This window comes from Sorangium sp. So ce1504, from assembly GCF_051521635.1.
In the GTDB taxonomy this organism is placed as follows: Bacteria; Myxococcota_A; Polyangia; order Polyangiales; family Polyangiaceae; genus Sorangium; species Sorangium cellulosum_B.
In genome coordinates this window covers 6477133-6497059 of record NZ_CP150365.1, presented here as the reverse complement: position 1 = coordinate 6497059, position 19927 = coordinate 6477133, and the positions used below count along the sequence as shown (strand labels likewise).

Genomic DNA, 19927 nt, shown 5'->3' with positions numbered 1-19927 from the left:
GCGTCACCGGCGGTCCTCGGGTGTGTCTCGCCTGCCACATCACCCGCCCGGATTCCGCCGCGGACTCGCCTCTTGCGCCCGCGGCATCCCCATTGCTGAGTCGCGGCCATGTCCGTCGCTCCGCGCCTCCGATCTGCGCCCGCCGTTCTCGCGGTCATCGCCCTCAGCCTGGCGTGCGTTCAGGGCGCGCGCGCCCCCAACGTCCCGCCTCGAGGGACGCTCGCGCCCGGCGCGCTCGATGTGGGCGGAAAGGCCGCGGCAGGGCCGTTCGCGGTGGTGTTCGGCGCGCCCCGCGGGCAGACCACGAGCCCCGCCGAGATCAGCCTCGTCTTCAACCGGCCGATGCGATCGCTCGATCTCGCGGGCAGCGAGGCCGCGGCGCCCGCGGTCCTGAAGCCGTCCGCACCTGGACGCTGGCGCTGGGTCGGCACGAGCGGCCTCACGTTCGTCCCCGAAGGACGCCTGCCGCGCGGCACGGAGTTCACCGTCGAGGTCCCCGCGGGCACCCGCGCGCTCGACGGCAGCGCGCTCGCCGAGCCGTACTCCTTCACCTTCCGCACCGAGCTGCCCGCGGTCGCGCGCGTCGAGCCCTGGTCGGGCAAGGACGACCTCAAGCCGGAGGCGCGGTTCGAGCTGCGGTTCAACCAGCCGGTCGACACCGCCGAGATCGCGCGGCGCGCGTCCCTCACGGTGGGCGATCGAAAAGACAAGGTGGCGTTCGAGGTGCGGCGCCCCGACGCGAAGAACGAGATGCTCGCCGAGCTCGTCCCCCGCGCGCCGCTGCCGCGCGACAGCGAGATCGAGATCGCCGTGGCCGAAGGCCTCCGCGGCCGCGAAGGGCCGCTGCCGGCCGGCGAGGAGCAGCGGTTCACGTACCGCACCTACGGGCCGCTCCGGGCGCTGCGCCCCCAGTGCGATCGCGACACGCCGCAGGGGCGCTGCGCGGCCGACGGCGGGTTCACGCTCGCCTTCTCGAACCCCATCAGGTTCGCGGACGCGAAGCGGGCGATCTCGGTGGAGCCCGCCGTCAAGCTGCTGTGGCCGTCGTGGATCGAGGACGACGAGCCCACGAGCCACATCCCCCTCGGCGGCGCCTTCGCCCCGGGTCGCAGCTACCGGGTGCGCGTGGCCGCCGGGCTGCGCGACGTGCACGGGCAGGCGCTCGCCGGCGTCGTCACCGAGGAGATCGCCTTCGACGATCGCTGGCCCGAGGCGCAGATCGGCCTCGTCGGGAGCGTGTTCGAGCCGGCCCAGCGTCGCGAGATCCCGGTCGTGTCCGTGAACGTGCGCGAGCTCTCGCTCGCGGTCGGCGCCGTGACCGAGGAGATGATCCTCGCGCTCCAGGGTGATCCGCACAGCCCGGGGCGCAGCCCGAAGATGGGCGAGATCGCGGCGCTGCCCTCCGGCAAGCAGACGGTCCTGCGCCCGGCCGCCGCGACCAACACGCCGGCGACGCACCTCGTGCGCGCCGCCGAGGTGCTGGGCGGCGAGGGCAAGCGCGGGCCGCTCGCGATCGGGATCAGCTACACCGCCCGGCCCGGAACGCGGCACGCGCGCACCACCTCCGAGGCGGTGATCGCGCAGGTGACCGACCTCGGGATCAGCGCGAAGGTCTCGCCGAGCGGCTCGCTCGTCTGGGTGACGCGCCTGTCGACGGGCGCGCCGGTGCCCGGGGCGCGCGTGTGGATCCGGGCCCCGGGCGCGCCCGCGCCCGCGGCGGTGTCCACCGACGCCCAGGGGTTCGCGATGGTCCCTTCGACGGCGCACGGTCCGGAGGCCACGACGACGCTCGGGCGCAGCGTGGTCTTCGCGCGCGCGGGCGACGACTGGACGTACCGGAGCGTCGCCGACTCGCTCAACGGGTGGCGCTTCGGCGCGGCGTCGGACTTCAGCGAGGCGCGCCCGTTCGGGATGATGTTCTCCGATCGCGGCATCTACCGGCCGGGCGACACGGTGCGCGTGAAGGGGATCTTCCGCGAGGAGGGCGCGCGCGGGGCGAAGACGCCGGTCGGCAAGAGCGTCGCGCTCAAGGTCGAGGGGCCCGACGGCGAGGCGCTCGTCTCGCTCTCCCCGACGCTCGGCGCCTTCGGCACGTTCTCGGCCGACGTGAAGATCCCCGAGAGCGCGCGGCTCGGCACGTACAGCCTCGCCGCCACGGTCCAGGGCGGCGAGGCGGGGTGGCCGGACGTGATGGGCAGCGTCGAGGTCGCCGAGTACCGCCCCGCCGAGTTCAAGGTCGGCGTCGAGAGCGACAGGCCGAGCTACGTCCGCGGCGACAAGGCGCGCTGGACCGCGCGCGGCGATTACCTGTTCGGGGCGCCGATGACGAACGCGGAGGCGTCGCTCTCCGTGACGCGCGCGCCGGCGTCGTTCTCGCCGCCGGGGATCGAGGGGTTCACGGTCCGCGAGGACGAGCTCACCGACGCGCTGCGGGACCAGGCGCCGCGCGGGTTCGAGGTGCAGAGCGCGCGCGAGAAGCTCGACGCGGCCGGGCAGGCGGCGATCGGCGCGGCGCTCTCGATGCCCGGGCAGCGCGGCACGGAGCTCGTCACGTGCGAGGCGTCGGTCACCGACGTGTCGCGGCAGACGATCGCCGGGAGCTCGACGGCGCTCGTGCACCCGGCCGAGTTCTACGTCGCCCTCAAGGAGCCCGAGCGCTTCGCGAAGGCGGGCGACGTGCTGCGGCCGGAGATCCTCGCGGTCGATCCGAAGGGGGCGCGCGTCGCGCAGGTCGCGGTCCGGGTCGAGCTCGTGCACCGGACGTGGACGCTCGCGCGGGAGGAGAGCGGCAGCGCGTACCGCAGCGTGAGCGCGCCGGTCGACAAGGTCGTCGCGCGGTGCGGCGTCACGACGGCGGCGGCGCCGCGGAGCTGCGAGCTCACGGTCCCGTCGGGGGGCTATTACCTCCTGCACGCGACGGCCAGGGACCGCCGCGGCAACCCCGTCGGCGCCGCCGCCGGGGTCTACGCGCTCGGCGAGGGCGGCGGGGGCTTCGGCGACAGCGACGAGCTCAAGGTCGACCTCGTTCCCGACCGCGACAGCTACGAGATCGGCCAGACGGCGCGCATCATCGTGAAGTCGCCGTTCGCGTCCGCCGACGCGCTGGTCACGGTCGAGCGCGCCGGGATCTCCGCGCACCGGAAGGTGACGCTGTCGGGCGCCATGCCCGTGATCGACGTCCCCATCACGGAGGACCTCCGGCCGAACGCCTTCGTCTCGGTGCTGCTCCTGCGCGGGCGGACGAAGCCGCAGCCCGCGCCGGGGAAGGGCGGGGCGCCTGGGCCCGACGTCGGGGCGCCGGCGTTCCGCCTCGGCTACGCGCCGCTCCGCGTGAACCCGGAGGCGCAGCGGCTCGCGGTGCGCGTCCGCGCCGACAAGGCGGACGCGCGCCCCGGCGATCCGATCCGCGTGGACGTCGACGTCCGCGATCGCGCCGGCCAGCCCGCCCGCGCGGAGGTCACGCTCTACGCCGTGGACGAGGGCGTGCTGTCGCTGACGGGGTACACGACGCCGGATCCGATCCCGGTGTTCGGCGCGCCGCGCCCATTGAAGGTGGCGACGATCGAGACGCGCGAGGCGCTCGCCCGCGTGCGCAACCCGTTCGCCGACCTCGGCGCCGACAAGGGGCGCGCGGGCGGCGGTGGCGCCGAGGGCGGCACGGGCGTGCGCCGCGATTTTCGCCAGAGCGCCTACTACAACCCCGCGCTCGTCACCGACGCCTCCGGGCAGGTGCACGCGAGCTTCAAGCTGCCGGACTCGCTCACGACGTACCGGGTCATGGCGGTCGTGGCCGCCGAGGACGATCGCTTCGGCTACGGCGAGTCCCGGGTGACGACGAGCCGCCCGCTCATGGCCCGGCCCGCGCTGCCGCGCTTCCTCCGCGCGGGCGACGCGATCGACGCGGGGGTGGTCGTGACCTCGAAGGGGCTCGGGAAGCCGGCGACGGTCGAGGTGGAGGTCACCGCCTCGGGGCTGACGCTCGCCGGCAGCGCCAAGCGCGCGGTCGAGCTCGCGCCGGGCGGGTCGGCCGAGGTCCGCTTCGCGCTCTCGGCGCCGCGGGCCGGCCCCGCGACGCTGCGCTTCCGCGCCACCGGCGGCGGCGCGTCGGACGTGGTCGAGGTGAACCGCGAGATCAAGGCGCCGATGGTGCCGGAGGCCGTCGCGCTCTACGGCGACACCACCACGGCGAGCGCGGAGCGGCTCGGGGACCTGTCGGCGATCCGCGACGACACGGGCGGGCTCACGGTGAGCCTCGCGCCGACCGCGCTCGTGGGCCTCGGCGGCGGCGTGGAGCAGCTCCTCGAGTACCCGTACGGCTGCACCGAGCAGCTGACGAGCCGGATGGTCCCGCTCCTGTCGCTGCGCGACCTCGCGAAGGCCTACGGGATCGCGCTGCCGAAGGACCTCACGGCCGTCATCGGCAAGACGGTCCGGGAGATCCTCTCGCACCAGCGCGGGGATGGGGGCTTCGGCTTCTTCGCCGAGTCGGACAGCGCGGACCTGTGGACCACGGCGTACGCGCTGTGGGGCCTCACCGAGGCCAGGCGCTACGGGGTCGCGGTGCCGTCCGACGCGGTGGAGCGCGCGACGTCGTACCTGCGCCAGGAGCTCAACCGGATCGGCGCCGACCCGCTCCTCCGGGCGACGGCGCCGTTCCTCGTCGACGTCCTCGCGGCGAGCGGCGCCCCCGACCCCGGGCGCGCGAGCCAGCTGTTCGACGAGCGCGACAAGCTGCCGCTCTTCTCGAAGGCGCTCCTCGCGCACGCGATGGTGATCGGCAAGAGCGACAGGGCGTCCGTGGATCAGCTCGTCCGCGAGCTCGAGGGCGCGCTGCGCCTCGACGGTCCGGTCGCGCGGGCCGTCCACAACCACGGCGACGCGTACGCGGTCCTCATGGACTCCGAGGCCCGCACCTCGGCGCTCGTGCTGCGCGCGCTGCTCGCGGCGCGGCCGGCGCACCCGCTCGCGCCGCGGCTCGCGGCGGGGCTGCTCGCGGATCGCCGCGGCGGCACGTGGCGCAGCACGCAGGAGACGGCCTGGGCGCTGCTCGCGCTCGACCAGTACCGGAAGGCGCAGGAGAAGACGGCGCCGGACTTCGACGCGCGGGTGTTCCTGGGGCAGGCGGAGCTGTTCTCCGCGCCGTTCCACGGCCCCACGACGGAGCAGGTCAAGACGTCGATCCCCGCGGCGAGGCTCGCGAGCGCCGCGGGCGCGCCGCTCGCGTTCGCGGTCGACGGGCGCGGCCGCCTGTTCTACGAGGCGCGGCTCCGCTACGCGCGCAAGCAGCTCCCGACGGAGGCGCTCGACCGCGGCTTCTTTGTCGAGAAGTCGCTCCGCGCGCTCGCGCCCGAGGACCTCGCCGCCGTGGTCGGCGGCGCGTCCTCGTCGAGCGAGCGCGCGGCCCCGCCGTCGGTCGCGTTCGCCGGCGGCGACCTCGTGCTCGGCGAGATCGTCGTGGTGACGCCCTCTCCGCGCGACTTCGTGGTCATCGACGATCCGCTGCCGGCGGGCCTCGAGGCGGTCGACGCGCGGCTCGCGACGTCCGCGCGCTCGCTCGACGTCGACGCGGCGGAGGCCCAGGCCGAGGCGGACGACGCCGACGCCGATCGGGACGACCTCCGCGCGACCGGCCGCGTCTACGACCCGAGCCGCTTCGTCCGCGAGATCCGCGACGATCGCGTCCTCTTCTTCGTCGACCACATGGCCGCCGGGATGTACCGGTACCGGTACCTCGCGCGCGCCACGACGCTCGGCTCGTTCGTGGTCCCGCCCGCGCGCGCGGAGGAGATGTACAGCCCCGAGGTCTTCGGCCGGACGGGCGCCGTCACGGTCCAGGTCTCCAGCCGAGGGCCGGACGCGGCGCCGCGTCCGCGCTGAGCCGTGCGCGCGCGCTCCCCGGAAGGGCCCGGCCGCGCAGGGCGGTGGCTTGCGCGCGCCGGCCCGCGCGCGCGGCGGATCCTGCGCCGCGCGGCGCAGATCGCGGTCGCCCTCGCCGTCGCGCCGTGGCTCCTGCTGGCCGCCCTCGCGGCGCTCACGCCGCTTCCGCCGGAGCTCCGGGCGCCCGAGGACCACGCCGTGTCCACGGTCCTGCTCGACCGCCACGGCACGGTGCTCCGCGAGCTCCGCGCTGGAGACGGGGCGCGCGCGCGCTGGCTTCCGCTCTCCGAGGCCGGCGATCGCATCCAGCGCGCGCTCCTGGCCGCGGAGGACAAGCGGTTCGCGCGCCACCCCGGCGTCGATCCGATCGCGATCGCGCGCGCCGTCGGCCAGCTCGCGGCGGAGCGGCGCGTCGTCTCGGGCGGGTCCACGATCACGCAGCAGCTCGCGCGCACGCTCGTCCCGCGCCCCCGCACCGCGCGCGGCAAGCTCGGCGAGGCGGCGCTCGCGCTGCGCATCGAGGCGTCGCTCTCGAAGCGCGAGATCCTCGAGCAGTACCTGAACCGCGTCGCGTTCGGCCCGGGCCTGCGCGGGGTCGAGGCGGCGAGCCGCTTCTACTTCGACAAGCCCACGCGCGACCTGTCGCTCGCGGAGGCCGCCGCGCTCGCCAGCATGCCGCGCGGCCCGGCGCTCTACGATCCGCGCCGCGGCACCGGGCCGCTCGAGCGCCGCAGGAACCGCGTCCTCGATCGCATGCTCGCGGCCGGCCTCGCCGGCGAGGCCGAGGTGGCCCGCGCCCGCGCGGAGCCCATCGCGCTCGCCCCGAAGGGGGGCGGCCTCGGCGCGCCGCACCTCGTCCGCGCCGTGCTCGGCGGCGCGCTGGGCCCGGGCGCGGGCCTTCCCGCCGAGGGCCCCGGCGCCGCGTCGCCCCGCGGCCGGGCGACCTCGATCACGCTGACGATCGACCGCGGCCTCCAGCGCGAGATCGAGGTCCTCGCGCACCAGACCGTCCGCGGCCTCTCGGATCGCGACGTCGGCGCGGCGGCGGTGGTGGTGATCGAGAACGCGACCGGCGAGATCCTCGCGTACGTCGGCTCGCACGACATCGACGACGCCGCCGGGCTCGGCCACAACGACGGCGTCCTCGCGCTGCGCCAGCCCGGCTCTGCGCTGAAGCCGTTCGTCTACGAGCTCGCCATGGAGCAGCTCGGGTTCACCGCCGCGACCGTCCTTCCCGACGTCGAGCTCTCGTTTCCGACGGCGGACGGCAACTATGCGCCGCGGAACTACGACGGCCGGTTCCACGGCCCCGTCTGCCTGCGGGACGCGCTCGCCAACTCGTACAACGTCCCTGCAGTCTGGGCGGCGGCCGCGCTCGGCCCCGAGCGCGTCATCGCGCGGCTCCGGGAGCTCGGCCTCCGCTCGCTCGATCGCGAGCCGTCGCGCTACGGCGTCGCCATCGCGCTCGGCGACGGCGAGGTCCGCCTTATCGACCTCGCGAACGCTTACGCCACGCTCGCGCGGGGAGGCCTTTACCTGCCGGTGCGCGCGGTGCGCTCGTTCGCTCCCTCGTCGCCTCCGTCGACCTCACCACAAGCGGCCTCTCCCGCGTCGTCCGCGCGCCGCGGTCAAGACGAGCCCGCCGAGCTGTCCGCGGTGCTTCCCGAGCGCGGCGCGCGCGTCCTCGACGCCGCGCGCGCCCGGGTCATCGTCGACATCCTCGCCGACGACCGGGCGCGGCTCGCGTCGTTCGGCGAGGGCAACGCGCTCGATCTCCCGTTCCCTGTGGCCGCGAAGACGGGCACGTCCAAGGGCTTCCGCGACAACATCGCGGTCGGCTTCACGCCCGACGTCACCGTCGCCGTCTGGGTCGGCAACTTCGATGGCTCGCCCATGGGCGGCGTCAGCGGCATCACCGGCGCGGGCCCGCTGTTCCGCGACGCCATGCTCGCCGCCGCGCGCGTCCGGCCGCCGCGCCCCTTCGATCCGCCCGATCCCGAGCAGCTTGCCGAGGTCGAGGTCTGCGCCCTGTCCGGCATGAGGCCGACCGCCGCGTGCCCGCACCGCCGCCACGAGCTCCTCCCGCGCGGCGACGCCGCGGCGCTCTCGCCGTGCGACATGCACGAGACCGTGCGCATCGATCGCCGCAACGGCCTGCGCGCCGGGGCCTGCCCCGATGCGGCGGTCGAGGAGCGCGTCGTCGAGCGCTACGACGCGGAGCTCACCGCGTGGGCGCGCGCCGCCGGCCGCCCCCTCGCGCCCGATGCGGCGTCGCCCCTCTGCGGCGCGCTCCCCGGGGCGCCCGGCGCTCCTCCGGCCGGCGCCGGCGCGCGCGTCCGCGTCGCGTACCCGCCCGACGGCGCCCGCTTCGTCCTCGACCCCTCGATCAACTCGCTGCAGGCGATCCGGCTGCGCGCCGACGTCCCTCCGGGCGTGCCCCGCGTGCGCTTCGTGCTCGACGGGCGCCCCATCGAGGTCGGCCCGCCGTTCGCGCTCGACTGGCCGCTCGTCGCCGGCGCGCACCGGCTCCGCGTCGATGCGGACGGAGCGGCCGCCAGCGAGGAGATCGCGTTCTCGGTGGAGTGAGCTGCGGGCGAGGCGGCAATCCCGTCTCCTCGCCCGCCGGCTCCGATGATGTCACCCGCGCCGCAGTCGATGGCGTCGATGGCGTCGATGGCGGCGCGGCGCGCCGCCCGCGGGCCACATCACCCGAAGATGGGCAGGTCTTCTTCCTCGGAGAGCGGGAATCGCTCCACGAGCGGATCGTCCGCGATCCCCGCCAGCTTGCGCAGCGCCTTGTGGATGTGCCCCGGCTTGAGCCGGACGCCGCCCTCCTTGGGCGCGAGCGTGACCGGATCGACGTCGAGCGGGTTGTGCCGGTCGTCCGTCGCGCCGATCACCCGGTTCCCCGCGATGCCTGCGCCGGCCAGGATCATGCTGGTGATGTTCCAGTGGTCCTTGCCGTTGCCCTCGTTGTAGCCCGGAGTCCGCCCGAAGTCCGAGCCCACGACGATGACGATCCGGTCCGCGATGCCCTGCTCCTCCGCGGCGGTCAGGATGAAGTCGATCCCGTCGCAGATCTGGTCGAGCCGCGGGATGTGGTTGTCGTCGTGGTTCCCGTGCGTGTCGAACCCGCCCACCGACAGGTTGGCGCTCACGCAGATGCCGGCACGGTAGGCCGCGAGCGCGACCTGCGCTTGCCGCCGCAGCGAGGCGCTCTCGAACTCCGCGGGCAGGTACTGGATGAGCTGCTTGAGCTCGTTCTGCCCGACGCGCGACGTGAAGAGCGTGCTCATCGCCTGCTTGACGTGGGGCAGCCGCTGCTGCTCGAGCTTCGCCGCGTGCCGCGCCTGCCGCGCCTCCAGGATCCGCGTCATCGTGGCGTCGGTGTGGTACTGCTCGCGGTTCTCTTCGTTCCCCGGATCGATCCTGTTCGGATAGGCGAGCCGCTGCAGGAGGCCGGTGTCGGGTATGCGGGTGACGGCCACGACGTTCGCCGTCGTGTCGTAGCCGCCGTTGCTGATGAACCCCATCGGCAGCGCGCCGCCGTGGACGCCGGCCACGAGCGCCGCGAAGCCGGGTTTGCCCTCGCGGAGCGTGCCGCACCACGTGTTGCGGACGCCGGCGTCGTGGCTGTTCGTCCCGGTGTCGATGCCGTTGATGACGAGCAGCTTGCTGTAGTGCTTCTTGAAGAACGCGTCGTTCCCGCCGACCGGCGCGTACTTGAGATTGCCGGCGGTCCCGATCGCCTCGTGCAGGTAGCTGCGGTTCATCGCTTCCCGCGTCTGCTGCTCCGCGGCGCTCATCGCGCCCTTGGGATCGCAGAGGCTCGTCGGGTCCCAGCCGCCGCTCGCGTGGATGTGGACCCAGAGTGGGCCCGCGTAGGGGCCGGCCGCGGCGGCGTCCCTCGACAGCACGCCCGCTGCGACGACGCCGAGGCCCGCCATAGATGCCAGTTTGAGGAAATCTCGACGTTCCATGGCTGCTCCTACTGGTAAAGAAACCTGAAGTCCGAAAGGAGATAGGTCGTGACGCTCATCCACGCGCGGATCGTGTAGTTCTCGTCGCGCGTGAGCTTCTCTTCGTCGGGGAGCCCCTCTCGAGTCCAGTAGTCGTTGTGCACCTGGCAGGGGCCAGGCAGCGACCTCGAGAGCCGGCCCTCCTCGCCCTCCGGCTTCGCCATGCCCGCCTTGCCCTCCTCCCACGTCTCGAGGAAGACCTTGTATGTCCGCTCGATCTCGGGATCACCGAGCTCGAGCGACTCGCCGAGCACCCGCTTGTGCAGGTACTGGATGTTCTGCTTGATCCCCTCGACGGCCGGCAGCACGTCGAAATCGTTCGTGTCCCGCGGCTCGAACGTCGTCTCGATGTACGGGAAGAGGAGCCGCTCCTCCTGCGGGAGGTAGAGGTCGCGCGGCACCGCGATGCAGGCCATCTCGTTCGCCATCCGGTCGGCGATGTTGGCCATGATCCCGTTCGGCTCCGTGATCCGCTGGATCACGTCCTGCGAGTCGATGCCGCCGTACAGCATGCGGTAGGCGTCGCGCCGGAGCAGGAAGTCGTAGCGATTGCCGTCGTCCTCGAACGCCCGCGGGCGCCACGGATACCCCGTCACCGCCCAGATCTTCCGGTGCAGCTGCTCGGGCCCGAGGAACCGCGTGCCGCCGAGCTGCGTGAGCGCCTCGCCCCGAGACGCCTGCGCCACGTTGCGCGCCCGGAAATAGGGGCTCTTGACGATGGCCTTGACGACCGTCTTCAGGTTGTAGCCGCTGTCGGCGAAGTCGTGCGCCATCGTGTTGAACGCGTGGTACTGGGCGAGGTACGCCCGGAACTTGGCGTTGAACTCCGGATCGTCGTTGGTCGGCGCGGCGAGCGGCTGTTGCCCGGTGAGGCCGGTGTACATCGTATAGACCGCCGAGAGCGCGAAGCGGGGGTCGTCGGCGACGCGCTTCGCCACCCACGAGAGCGCGGTCGGGAACTCGCTGAAAGGCACCGACTCGGCGCCGAAGCCCGGCGGCCGCATGTCCTCGTACCAGGTGTCGTCCTCCTTGTACCGGCCCGCGGAGTCGAAGCTGTGGAACCCGCCTGACAGCGGGTCCAGGGCGGCGTGGCAGACGGTGCACGCCGCGTTGTTCATCGTCGGGTTGAAGTCGGTGATCTTCGTCTGATCGAGCGGCTGCTCGGCCGTCTTCAGGATGTCGGTGCCGAGGAAGAACTGATAGACCATCCTAGCGCGGTGGCGGTTCCTGTTGGTGTTCGTCGTCGGGTGCCTGGACAGGAAGACGGGGGAGGTGAGCACGCCGGCGAGCGGGATCGGATCGCGCTTCGCCGGGACGAACTCGTCCGGATCCGCGTCGTTCTTGAACTCGGCCGTCACGCCGTACGCCTTGGCGGAGAAGGGGCTCACGACCGTGTAGTCGGCGGTGAGGACCTCCTTGAAGGACCTGTCGTTCCGCACGATGTAAGCGATGAGCTCGAGCGGCTCCCTCCCGACGGCCCGGTTCGTCCAGCTCTTCAGCTTGTTGGCGACGTCCTCCAGGTCCCGCGCGCCGTATCTCGTGACCAGCGCCGGATCCTGCGGGAGGCTGTTGTACCACTTCGGATCGTACGCGTCGCTCCGGAGCAGATCGACGGCCTCCTCGCCGTTCAGGTAACGGTCGGTGAGGAAGAGATCGTTGTAGATCTCCTTCAGCCGCACATAGAACGTCTCCTCCGTGAGCATCTGGTCCAGGATCGGATCCAGCGCGGCCATGCCGCTCTGCGCGACGGCCTCCTCTTCGGCCTCGGTCGGCAGGCGCCCGGCGAGCTCGAGGCCCGCCGTGCGGAGCGTCTCCCCGGGCCCGCTCATCACCACGCCGGCGAAGGACGCGTTGACGTCCGTCTCGCAGGACGACGGCTCCTTCGTGCGCTCCACCATCGCCCGGAGCGCCTCGACCTCGGCGCTGTCCGAGGCGAGGACCTGGCCGCCGCCGTGCTCGATGGCCTTCGTCGGCTTGAGGAGGACGTACGACTCGCCGCCGAGCTCGAGCCCGGCGAGCGACTTGAACGTCGCGAGGTTCTTGTCGAGGAACCCCGCCTCGCTGCTCCCGGCGAGGATCAGCTTGGATTCCGCCGCCTGCCCCTGCGGGTTATGGCAGCCGATGCACTTCGTCGAGAGGATGGGGACCCACACCTTCTCGGCGAAGAATTGCTCGTCGGAGATGCACGGGCCGTCGGCCTCGCTGCTGCAACCGGTGGACACGGACGCGAGCGCGCTCGCGCCCGCGGAGAGCCCCAGGAGCCCCAGGGCCGTCGCGGCGCGCTTCCGGAGTAACCATCCTATTCTCGGCATAAGCATCCTCGCCGGGAGCGCTCGTGCGACTCCCACGTTGAGGGGACCGGGAGAGCGGAGCCCCGAATCGCGTTGAAAGAAAACACACCGACAGCCCCTATCGCAGGGCGCATCCACCCCGCGATGGCCGGGTCCTCGTTCATCGACCATCGACACCCGATGAGGCGAGCCGGACGAACGCCCGCTTCATCGCTTGCGTAGACCACGTACTCTAACCTCTCGAGGGCCTCTCCCGCTATGCGCTCAGCACATCGCTTGATCAGAATTTCTCGTTGTTCCCTCTAGTAGTTGTGAAGTTTTTCGACGAGAGGCTGCGGCTCCTCCGGAAGCCACGTACCCGGTGCGCCCAGGTGGGCGCTTCCCACCCGTGGGCGCGCGGGGCGTGCGTGGATGTGGTCAAGACCAGGGAAATCGAATAACCGTTGGATATGAGCTCGACGAGGGATGCGACCCGCGCTCGCGCGGTTCAGTGGTTTGTTCGCGGCGGCACGCTGCGATCGGCGGGCCGGGATCCCGTCAAGATCGGCATCGCGCCGATCGTGGTGGGGCGCGATCCGAGCTGCGGTGTGGTGGTCGACGATCCGGAGGTCAGCTCGACGCATTGCGATCTTCGCGCGGAGGGGCCGGGCGTGCTCGTCCGCGATCTCGGCAGCAAGAATGGGACGTTCGTGTCGACGGTCCGCATCCGCGAGGCGATCTTGACGGCCGCGTGCGCCATCCAGGTCGGCGGCTCGGTGCTGAGCTTCGAGCCGCTCGACAAGGAGCGCGTCGACGTCGGCTTCGACGAGAGCTTCGGCCCGCTGATCGGCGCCTCGCCGCGGATGCGCCACCTGTTCCGCCTGCTGCGCGAGGTGGCCTCGACGGAGCTCTCGCTGCTGATCACCGGGGAGACGGGCACGGGCAAGGAGCTCGCGGCGCAGGCCATCCATGACGTCTCGAGCCGGCGCGGCGGCCCGTTCGTCGTCGTCGACTGCGCCTCGCTGCCGGGCGCGCTCGCCGAGAGCTTCCTCTTCGGGCACGAGCGCGGCGCCTTCCCAGGGGCGAACGAGCGGAGGAGCGGCGCGTTTCACGAGGCGAACGGCGGGACGATCTTCCTCGACGAGCTGGGCGAGCTGCCGCCCGATCTCCAGCCGAAGCTGCTGCGCGCGCTCACCGAGCAGAAGGTGAAGCGCGTCGGGTCGCGCATCTACGAGCCCGTCGACGTGCGGATCATCGCGGCGACGCGCCGCGACCTCGGCCGCAGCATGAACACCGGGCGCTTCCGGAGCGATCTCTTCTTCCGGATCGCCCAGATGCGCATCGAGCTGCCGCCGCTCCGCGAGCGGCGGGAGGACATCCCGCTGCTCGTCGAGCGCGTCTGCGAGCGCCTGGGGTGCCCCGAGCGCGCCGTGGAGATGGTCAATCTCATCACCACGACGCTCGGCCAGCACGATTTCCCCGGCAACGTCCGCGAGCTCATGAACGTCACCAGCGTGGCCGCGAGCCTGCCGCCCGGCGCCGAGGCGATCGCCTCGATCCTGCCGCTGGAGGGCGGCGGCGACGTGGTCGTGCCGACGTCGGCGTTCGGCGAGGCGAAGCGGAGCGCCGTCGCGGCGTTCGAGCAGCGTTACTTCAGCGAGCTGATCCGCGCGACGAGCGGCAACGTCAGCGAGATGGCGCGCCGCGCGGGCATGGAGCGCCACCACGTGCGGATGTTCTTGAGGAAGCACGGGCTCACCGCGAAGCAGTGAGGGCCCGGAGCGGCGAGGGCGCGGAGCGGCGAGGGCGCGGAGCGGCGAGGGCGCGGAGCGGCGAGGGCGCGGAGCGGCGAGGGCGCCGAGCGTGTCCTAGGCGCCGCCTGCGCCGCCGCTGCCGCCCGCGCCGCCGCTGCCGGTCGGGTCGCCGCCCGCGCCGCCGCCGCCGGTCGGGTCGCCGCCCGCGCCGCCGCCGCCGGTCGGGTCGCCGCCCGCGCCGCTGCTCGTCGTGGCCGCGGCCGTGGTCGTGGCCGGGTCCCCGCCGCAGCGCTCCACGCCGCTGCAATCCGCGCAGGAGCACCCCTCGAAGTACTCCGCGCACGAGCCGTTGTCCGTGCAGTGATCCGTGCACCGCGGGGTGCTCGTGCAGTCGGGGCAGGTGCAATCCTCGTTGGCGTTGCACCCCTCGTTGTCGTTGCACCCGCGCCTCGGGCTGCAGGCCGCGACGGTGCCCGCGCAGTCCTGGCAGGTGCAATCCTCGCCGTCGGGGGCGTCTGACCGCATGTCGCAGGCGCCGTCGTCGTTGCAGCGGTCGAGGCAGCTCGCCGTGTCGGAGCAGTCGGGGCAGCTGCAGCTCTCGGGGACCTGGGCGAGGATCGTACACCGCCCATCCGGGCTGCCGCCGAAGCAGCCGAAGCCGAGCGAGCCACCGGCGCCGGCGACCGTGGCCGCCGGCGCCGTCGAGGTCGTGTCGGTCGCTTCATTGCTCGAGCAGCCGCCGCTCGCGGCGAGCCCGAAGACGATGGAGGAGGCGAGGAGTGCAAGAAAGGCGCGCATGTCTGGCAGCATCCCTCTCCAGCGCGCGTCACGTCAACACCGCATGTCGCGCTGCACCAGGAAGGCGCTCAGCGGAATGCCACGCTCCTGTCCGCCGTCTTCGCGAGGACGGCCGCGCGCTCGCGCACGAGGAACTCGCGCACCGCGGCGTCCAGGCGTGGATGCGCGATGTGGTGCGCGCTGTGGGTGACGCTCGGTGCGAAGCCGCGAACGAGCTTGTGCGACCCTCCTGCGCCCGGCTCGAAGCGGCGCAGTCCCCGGGCGATGCAATCCTCGACCGGGTGATAATAGCAGACGTTGAAATGCAGGAACGGGCGCTCCTCCGACGCGCCCCAGTAACGGCCGTAGAGCGTCGTGGGCCCGGCGAGGTTGAGCGCGCCCGCGATGGGGCGTTTGCCTTCCCGCGCCAGGACGATCTCGACGCCTCCCTGGGCCCCGCCGCCGCGCAGCCGGGCCGCGATCTCCTCGAAGAAGGCGCGGTTCAGGTACTGCCGGCCCCAGGCGAACTTCTCCACGGTGGAGACGTAGAAGCCGAACATGGCATCGACGATCTCCGGCGTGATCTCCGCGCCGCGCAGCGTATCGATCGACAGCCCCTGCCTCGTGGACTCGCGCATCTCGCGCCGGATCTGGTGCCGCCGCTTCGCGTTGAAGCGCGCGAGGAAGTCGTCGAGCGTCCGATACCCCTCGTTCTCGAACTGGAACTGGACGCCGCAGCGGTGCGCCATGGCGGCGTCGGAGAGGGAGGCGGCCTCGTCCTCGGTCGGGAACAGGACGTGGGCGCTCGAGATGCGGCTCCGCGCGACCAGCTTGCGGAGCGTCTCGGCGAGGACGGGCAGCAGCGCCGGGCGGTCCTCCGGCCGGCGCACGAGCAGCCGCGGCGTCGTCGCGGGGGTGAACGGCACCGCGACGACGAGCTTCGGGTAATACGGCGCGCCGATCTGGTGAGACGCAGAGGCCCAGCCGTGGTCGAAGACGAACTCTCCCTCGCTGTTGTCCTTGAGGTAGGCGGGCGCCGCGGCGAGCAGCGCCCCCTCGGCCCGGAGCGTGATGTGGTGGGGCAGCCAGCCCGCCGCCTCGCCCACGCACCCCGTCCGCTCGAGCGCGTCGAACCACGCCCAGGTGAGGAACGGCGCCTCGCTCACCCCGTGCAGCGCGTTCCACTCGCTCTCCGGGATCTCGCGGATGGTGTCGTGGACGTGCGCTTCAAGCTCCATGGCCGATCATAGCAGCGCGCGTCGCGCCGCCTGGCCGGCTCACGAGGTCCTGGATCGACCGCGCGCCGGAGCGGGCCACGAGGTCCGACAGCCCGCGCGCGATCGCGGCGGGGAGGAGGGGGCCGCCGTAGATGAAGCCGGTATAGATCTGCACGAGGTCGGCGCCCGCCTGGAGCTGGTCCATCGCGTGCTCCGCCGACTCGATGCCTCCGGCGCCGATCACCGTGACGCCGCTCCCGAGGCGCGCGCGGATGCGCCGCACCATCGCGAGCGAGCGCTGCCGGAGGGGCGGGCCGCTCAGCCCGCCCGCGCCCATCGCCTCGACGGCCGCCGGGCTCGTCGCGAGCCCGTCGCGCCGCACGGTCGTGTTGGTCGCGATGACGCCGGCGAGGCCGACCTCCTCGACCACGGCGAGCAGCGCCTCGAGCTCCTCGTCGCCGAGGTCCGGGGCGACCTTGATGAGCAGCGGCAGCGGCGCCCCGGCGGCGCGGTTCTCCCGCGCGATCGCGGAGAGCAGCGCCCGCGCGATCGCCGGGCCCTGCATCGCGCGGAGGTCCTTCGTGTTCGGCGACGACACGTTGATCACGACGAAGTCGGCCGCGCGCCGCGCCTCCCGGAAGCTCGCGAGGTAGTCGTCGATCGCGGGCTCGATGGGATCGAGCGGCGCGACCCTGGACTTGCCGATCGAGATGCCCACCGGCACGCCCACGGCCGCCGCGCCGCCGCGGCCGAGCAGGCGCTCCGTGACGCGGGCCGCGCCCTGGTTCGGGAACCCGAGCCGGTTGATGAGCGCCCGGTCGGCCGGCAGCCGGAAGAGGTTCGGCGACGGGTTCGCGGCCTGGGGCTGCGCCGTGACGGTGCCGAGCTCGACGAAGCCGAACCCGAGGGCGGCGAGCGCGCGGGCCCGGCGGGCGTCCTTGTCGAAGCCGCCCGCCACGCCGAGCGGGGAAGGGAAGTCGAGCCCCATGGTGCGCACCGCGATGCGCCCATCCCGGGGCGCGAGGCGGGCGTGCACGAGGGCGCGCAGCGGCGCTGCGTGCTCGAGCGGGGCGAGCGCGAGCATGCCGAGCTCGTGCGCGAGGCTGGGCGGCAGCGCGAAGAGGAGCGGTCGGACGAGGCGGTACATCGGGGCGCGTCTCCGTTGCGGGTTGCGGCGCGCTGCGTCGGAGGAGGTCCTGCGAGCCGCGCGGTGGTGGCGGATACCATGGCGCACCGGCCGCGTGGGCCGCCATCTCGGCATCGGCGAGCGCGCGGAGGCGCGTTCGCACGCACGGAGGCGCGCGCCGGGCGAGGCTCGGCGGCTCTGCTAGACTCCGCGCCCTCCATGACGCCCCTCGAGATCCTCGATCGCACAGGCGATCCCAGGCCACTGACCGACCTTGGCGAGCGCTTCGCGAGGAGCGCGGACGAGATGGCGGCGCTGCGCGAGCGCGGCGTCGCGGCCGCCCGCGACCTCTGCGCCTTCATCGATCGCTCGCCGACGCCGTACCACGCCGTGCGCGAGGTCGCCTCGCGGCTCGTGGCGGCCGGCTTCTCGGAGCTCGGGGAGCGCGACGCGTGGGCGGTCGCTCCGGGCGATCGCCGCTTCGTCATCCGGGGCGGGTCGACGATCGTCGCGTTCGTGGCCGGGGCCGAGCACCCGGCGCTCGGGGGCTTTCGCGTCATCGGCGCGCACACCGACTCGCCGAACTTCCGGGTGAAGCCGAGCGCCGAGCTCTCGCGGAGCGGCTACCAGCAGCTCGGGGTCGAGGTCTACGGCGGCGTCCTGTACTCGACCTGGCTCGACCGCGATCTCAGCGTGGCCGGCCGCGTCCACGTGCGCAGGGACGGGCGGATCGAGCGCCTCCTCGTCGACCTGGGCCGCCCGGTCGCCCGCGTCCCGAACCTCGCGATCCACCTGAACCGCGGGGTCAACTCCGAGGGGCTCGTGCTGAACGCGCAGAAGCACCTCGTCCCCGTGATCGGCCTGGGCAAGGAGGCCGATCTCAACGCCCTGCTCGCGCGCGCGGTCGACGCGCCGCGCGACGCCATCCTCGGCTTCGATCTCTGCCTGTACGACACGCTCAAGGCGTCGCTCGGCGGCCTCTCCGACGAGTTCATCTTCGCGTCCCGCCTGGACAACCTCGCGAGCTGTCACGCCGCGACGGCCGCGCTGATCGGCGCCGCTCCTTCCGCGGCGACGCGGGTCATCGCGCTCTACGACCACGAGGAGTGCGGCAGCCGGAGCGCCGTGGGGGCGGCGGGGAGCGTGCTCCGCGACGTGCTCGCGCGGATCGTCGACGTCTACCCGGGGCGCGAGCCGCAGGCGTTCGCCCGCGCGATGGCCGGGTCGCTGCTCGTCTCGGCGGACATGGCCCACGCGGTGCACCCGAACTATGCCGATCAGCACGAGCCGCGCCACGCCCCGCAGATCAACCGCGGGCTCGTGATCAAGTCGAACGTGAACCAGTCCTATGCGACCGACGGCGCGACGGCCGCCGCCCTCGAGGCGCTCTGTCACGACGTGGGCTACGCCCCCCAGCGCTTCGTCGTGCGCAGCGATCTCCCCTGCGGCAGCACGATCGGCCCGATCACGGCGGCCTCGCTCGGCATCGCCACGGTCGACGTCGGCGCGCCGATGCTCAGCATGCACTCCTGCCGCGAGATGGCCGGCACCCTAGACGTCCACCTCGCGATCGAGACCTACCGCCGCGCGCTTTCGTGAGCGTCTTCCGGATCTGCGCTTCGCTTAAACTCCAGCACGACGCGGCGCGGCGGTCACCCGCACAGGAGACGGGTCCAGATCGGCGTTTTCGGCGCGCAGGCGTACTCACGTACGCCGAGCACCGAAAACGTCGAGATGGGCCCGTATCCGCAGCGGGTGACCGCCGCGCCTAACGGTTGCGGGTGTCGTGGGAGAGGAGGGTGAAGCCGATGAGCTTGTAGAGGAGGCGGGCGCCGACGTTGCCGTCCCAGTCGTCGCTGTCGTCCTTGGGCGCGACCTCGTTCAGGTCGAAGCCGACGATGCGCCGGCCGCTCTTCTGGATGCGGCCGATCAGGGCGACGGCTTGCTGGAACGTCAGCCCGCCGGGGACAGGCGTGCCGGTGCTGGGACACAGCGTCGGATCGAGGCCGTCGATATCGAAGCTCACATAGACGTCGTCGGGGAGATCCTCCACGATCGAGTCGGCGATCAGGTGGAACGGCTCCCCCTCGAAGAGCCGATCGGCGATCGAGGCGTCGATGTGGGCGACGATGCGCCCGTTCGACTCGCGGATGAACCGGAGCTCGTCTTCGCTCATGTCACGCAGCCCGACCTGGACGATCCGCGGGATCTTCGGGTGGTTCGTCGCGACGTTGTGCATGATCGAAGCGTGGGAGTCGGTGAATCCCTCGTACGCGTTGCGGAGATCGGCATGCGCGTCGATGTGCAGGATCCCCATTCCCGGGTAACGCGCGGCGTGCGCCGCGATCGCGCCGTAGGGGGAGGAGTGATCGCCGCCGAGGACGCCGACGAGCTTGCCTCGCTCCAACCATCGCATGGCGATCTCCGTGACGCGCTCGTTCAGCCGGCGGGAGAGCGCGTTGACCGCCGCGAGGCGCGCCTCCAGGTCCCGGTCGCCAGCGACCTCCCCGTGCGCCGCGATCACCGGCTCGGCCGCGGCGCACGCCTCCGCGTTCCAGCGCACGATGTCCGGATCGACGTCGAGCATCGCGATGCCCTGCTCGTACGGTCTGCCCGTGTGCAGGTCGAAGAGGTCGACCTGCCGGCTGGCCCGCAGGATCGCCCCCGGGCCCTTGGCGGCGCCGCGGCGGTAGGACACCGTCGGCTCCCACGGCACCGGGACGAGGACCACCCGGGCGTCCTCGGCAGTGTGTGGCAGCCCGTAAATCCCGTTTCCGATGGCGGGACCGTTCGGATCGAAGCCGAGAGGGGATGAGCTCACGGGGCCACGTTGGCGGTTCGCGACCAGGTCGTCAAGCGCGAGCCGCCTCCGGCCCAGCGCACGCCG

At 72.9% G+C, this 19927-nt stretch carries 10 protein-coding genes; 4 read left to right on the top strand and 6 right to left on the bottom strand.

Annotation, left to right across the window (positions count from 1 at the left end):
* Nucleotides 1-108: 108 nt before the first annotated feature.
* The gene (locus WMF39_RS24290) at nucleotides 109-5877 is read left to right on the top strand and encodes an MG2 domain-containing protein (protein WP_437747834.1); all 5769 of its coding nucleotides are present in this window, start codon (nucleotides 109-111) and stop codon (nucleotides 5875-5877) included.
* A gap of 3 nt (nucleotides 5878-5880) precedes the next feature.
* Nucleotides 5881-8463 carry a penicillin-binding protein 1C gene (gene pbpC / locus WMF39_RS24285; protein WP_437747833.1) on the top strand — a complete coding sequence of 861 codons (2583 nt, stop codon included), beginning with the start codon at nucleotides 5881-5883 and terminating at the stop codon, nucleotides 8461-8463.
* A 119-nt stretch (nucleotides 8464-8582) separates the two neighbouring features.
* Here pbpC and WMF39_RS24280 read toward each other — a convergent pair whose 3' ends face one another.
* Both WMF39_RS24280 and WMF39_RS24275 read right to left on the bottom strand, forming a co-directional pair.
* Nucleotides 8583-9857, bottom strand: coding sequence for a DUF1501 domain-containing protein (locus WMF39_RS24280; RefSeq protein ID WP_437747832.1), 1275 nt, complete (start codon nucleotides 9855-9857; stop codon nucleotides 8583-8585).
* Nucleotides 9858-9865: 8 nt separating this feature from the next.
* Complete coding sequence (locus WMF39_RS24275) at nucleotides 9866-12208, bottom strand: DUF1588 domain-containing protein (RefSeq protein WP_437747831.1); 2343 nt, start codon at nucleotides 12206-12208, stop codon at nucleotides 9866-9868.
* Between the two features lie 428 nt (nucleotides 12209-12636).
* Between WMF39_RS24275 and WMF39_RS24270 the strand changes: the two genes are divergently transcribed.
* Nucleotides 12637-13938, top strand: coding sequence for a sigma 54-interacting transcriptional regulator (locus tag WMF39_RS24270; RefSeq protein ID WP_437747830.1), 1302 nt, complete (start codon nucleotides 12637-12639; stop codon nucleotides 13936-13938).
* Between the two features lie 96 nt (nucleotides 13939-14034).
* Here WMF39_RS24270 and WMF39_RS24265 read toward each other — a convergent pair whose 3' ends face one another.
* The 3 genes from WMF39_RS24265 to WMF39_RS24255 all read right to left on the bottom strand — a co-directional run bounded on the left by WMF39_RS24265 (nucleotide 14035) and on the right by WMF39_RS24255 (nucleotide 17061).
* Nucleotides 14035-14718: a hypothetical protein gene (locus tag WMF39_RS24265; RefSeq protein ID WP_437747829.1), complete on the bottom strand. Its 684-nt coding sequence runs from the start codon at nucleotides 14716-14718 to the stop codon at nucleotides 14035-14037.
* Between the two features lie 68 nt (nucleotides 14719-14786).
* Nucleotides 14787-15935, bottom strand: a complete 1149-nt coding sequence (locus WMF39_RS24260; RefSeq protein WP_437747828.1) for a GNAT family N-acetyltransferase — start codon at nucleotides 15933-15935, stop codon at nucleotides 14787-14789.
* Nucleotides 15925-17061: a quinone-dependent dihydroorotate dehydrogenase gene (locus WMF39_RS24255; protein ID WP_437747827.1), complete on the bottom strand. Its 1137-nt coding sequence runs from the start codon at nucleotides 17059-17061 to the stop codon at nucleotides 15925-15927. The genes WMF39_RS24260 and WMF39_RS24255 overlap by 11 nt, the downstream gene beginning before the upstream one ends.
* A 285-nt stretch (nucleotides 17062-17346) precedes the next feature.
* On the opposite strand from WMF39_RS24255, the gene WMF39_RS24250 reads away from it, so the two are divergent.
* Nucleotides 17347-18639: a M18 family aminopeptidase gene (locus WMF39_RS24250; RefSeq protein WP_437748021.1), complete on the top strand. Its 1293-nt coding sequence runs from the start codon at nucleotides 17347-17349 to the stop codon at nucleotides 18637-18639.
* A gap of 169 nt (nucleotides 18640-18808) precedes the next feature.
* Here the strand turns inward: WMF39_RS24250 and WMF39_RS24245 are convergent, their stop codons facing one another.
* Nucleotides 18809-19861 carry an agmatinase family protein gene (locus tag WMF39_RS24245; protein WP_437747826.1) on the bottom strand — a complete coding sequence of 351 codons (1053 nt, stop codon included), beginning with the start codon at nucleotides 19859-19861 and terminating at the stop codon, nucleotides 18809-18811.
* Between the last annotated feature and the right edge of the window lie 66 nt (nucleotides 19862-19927).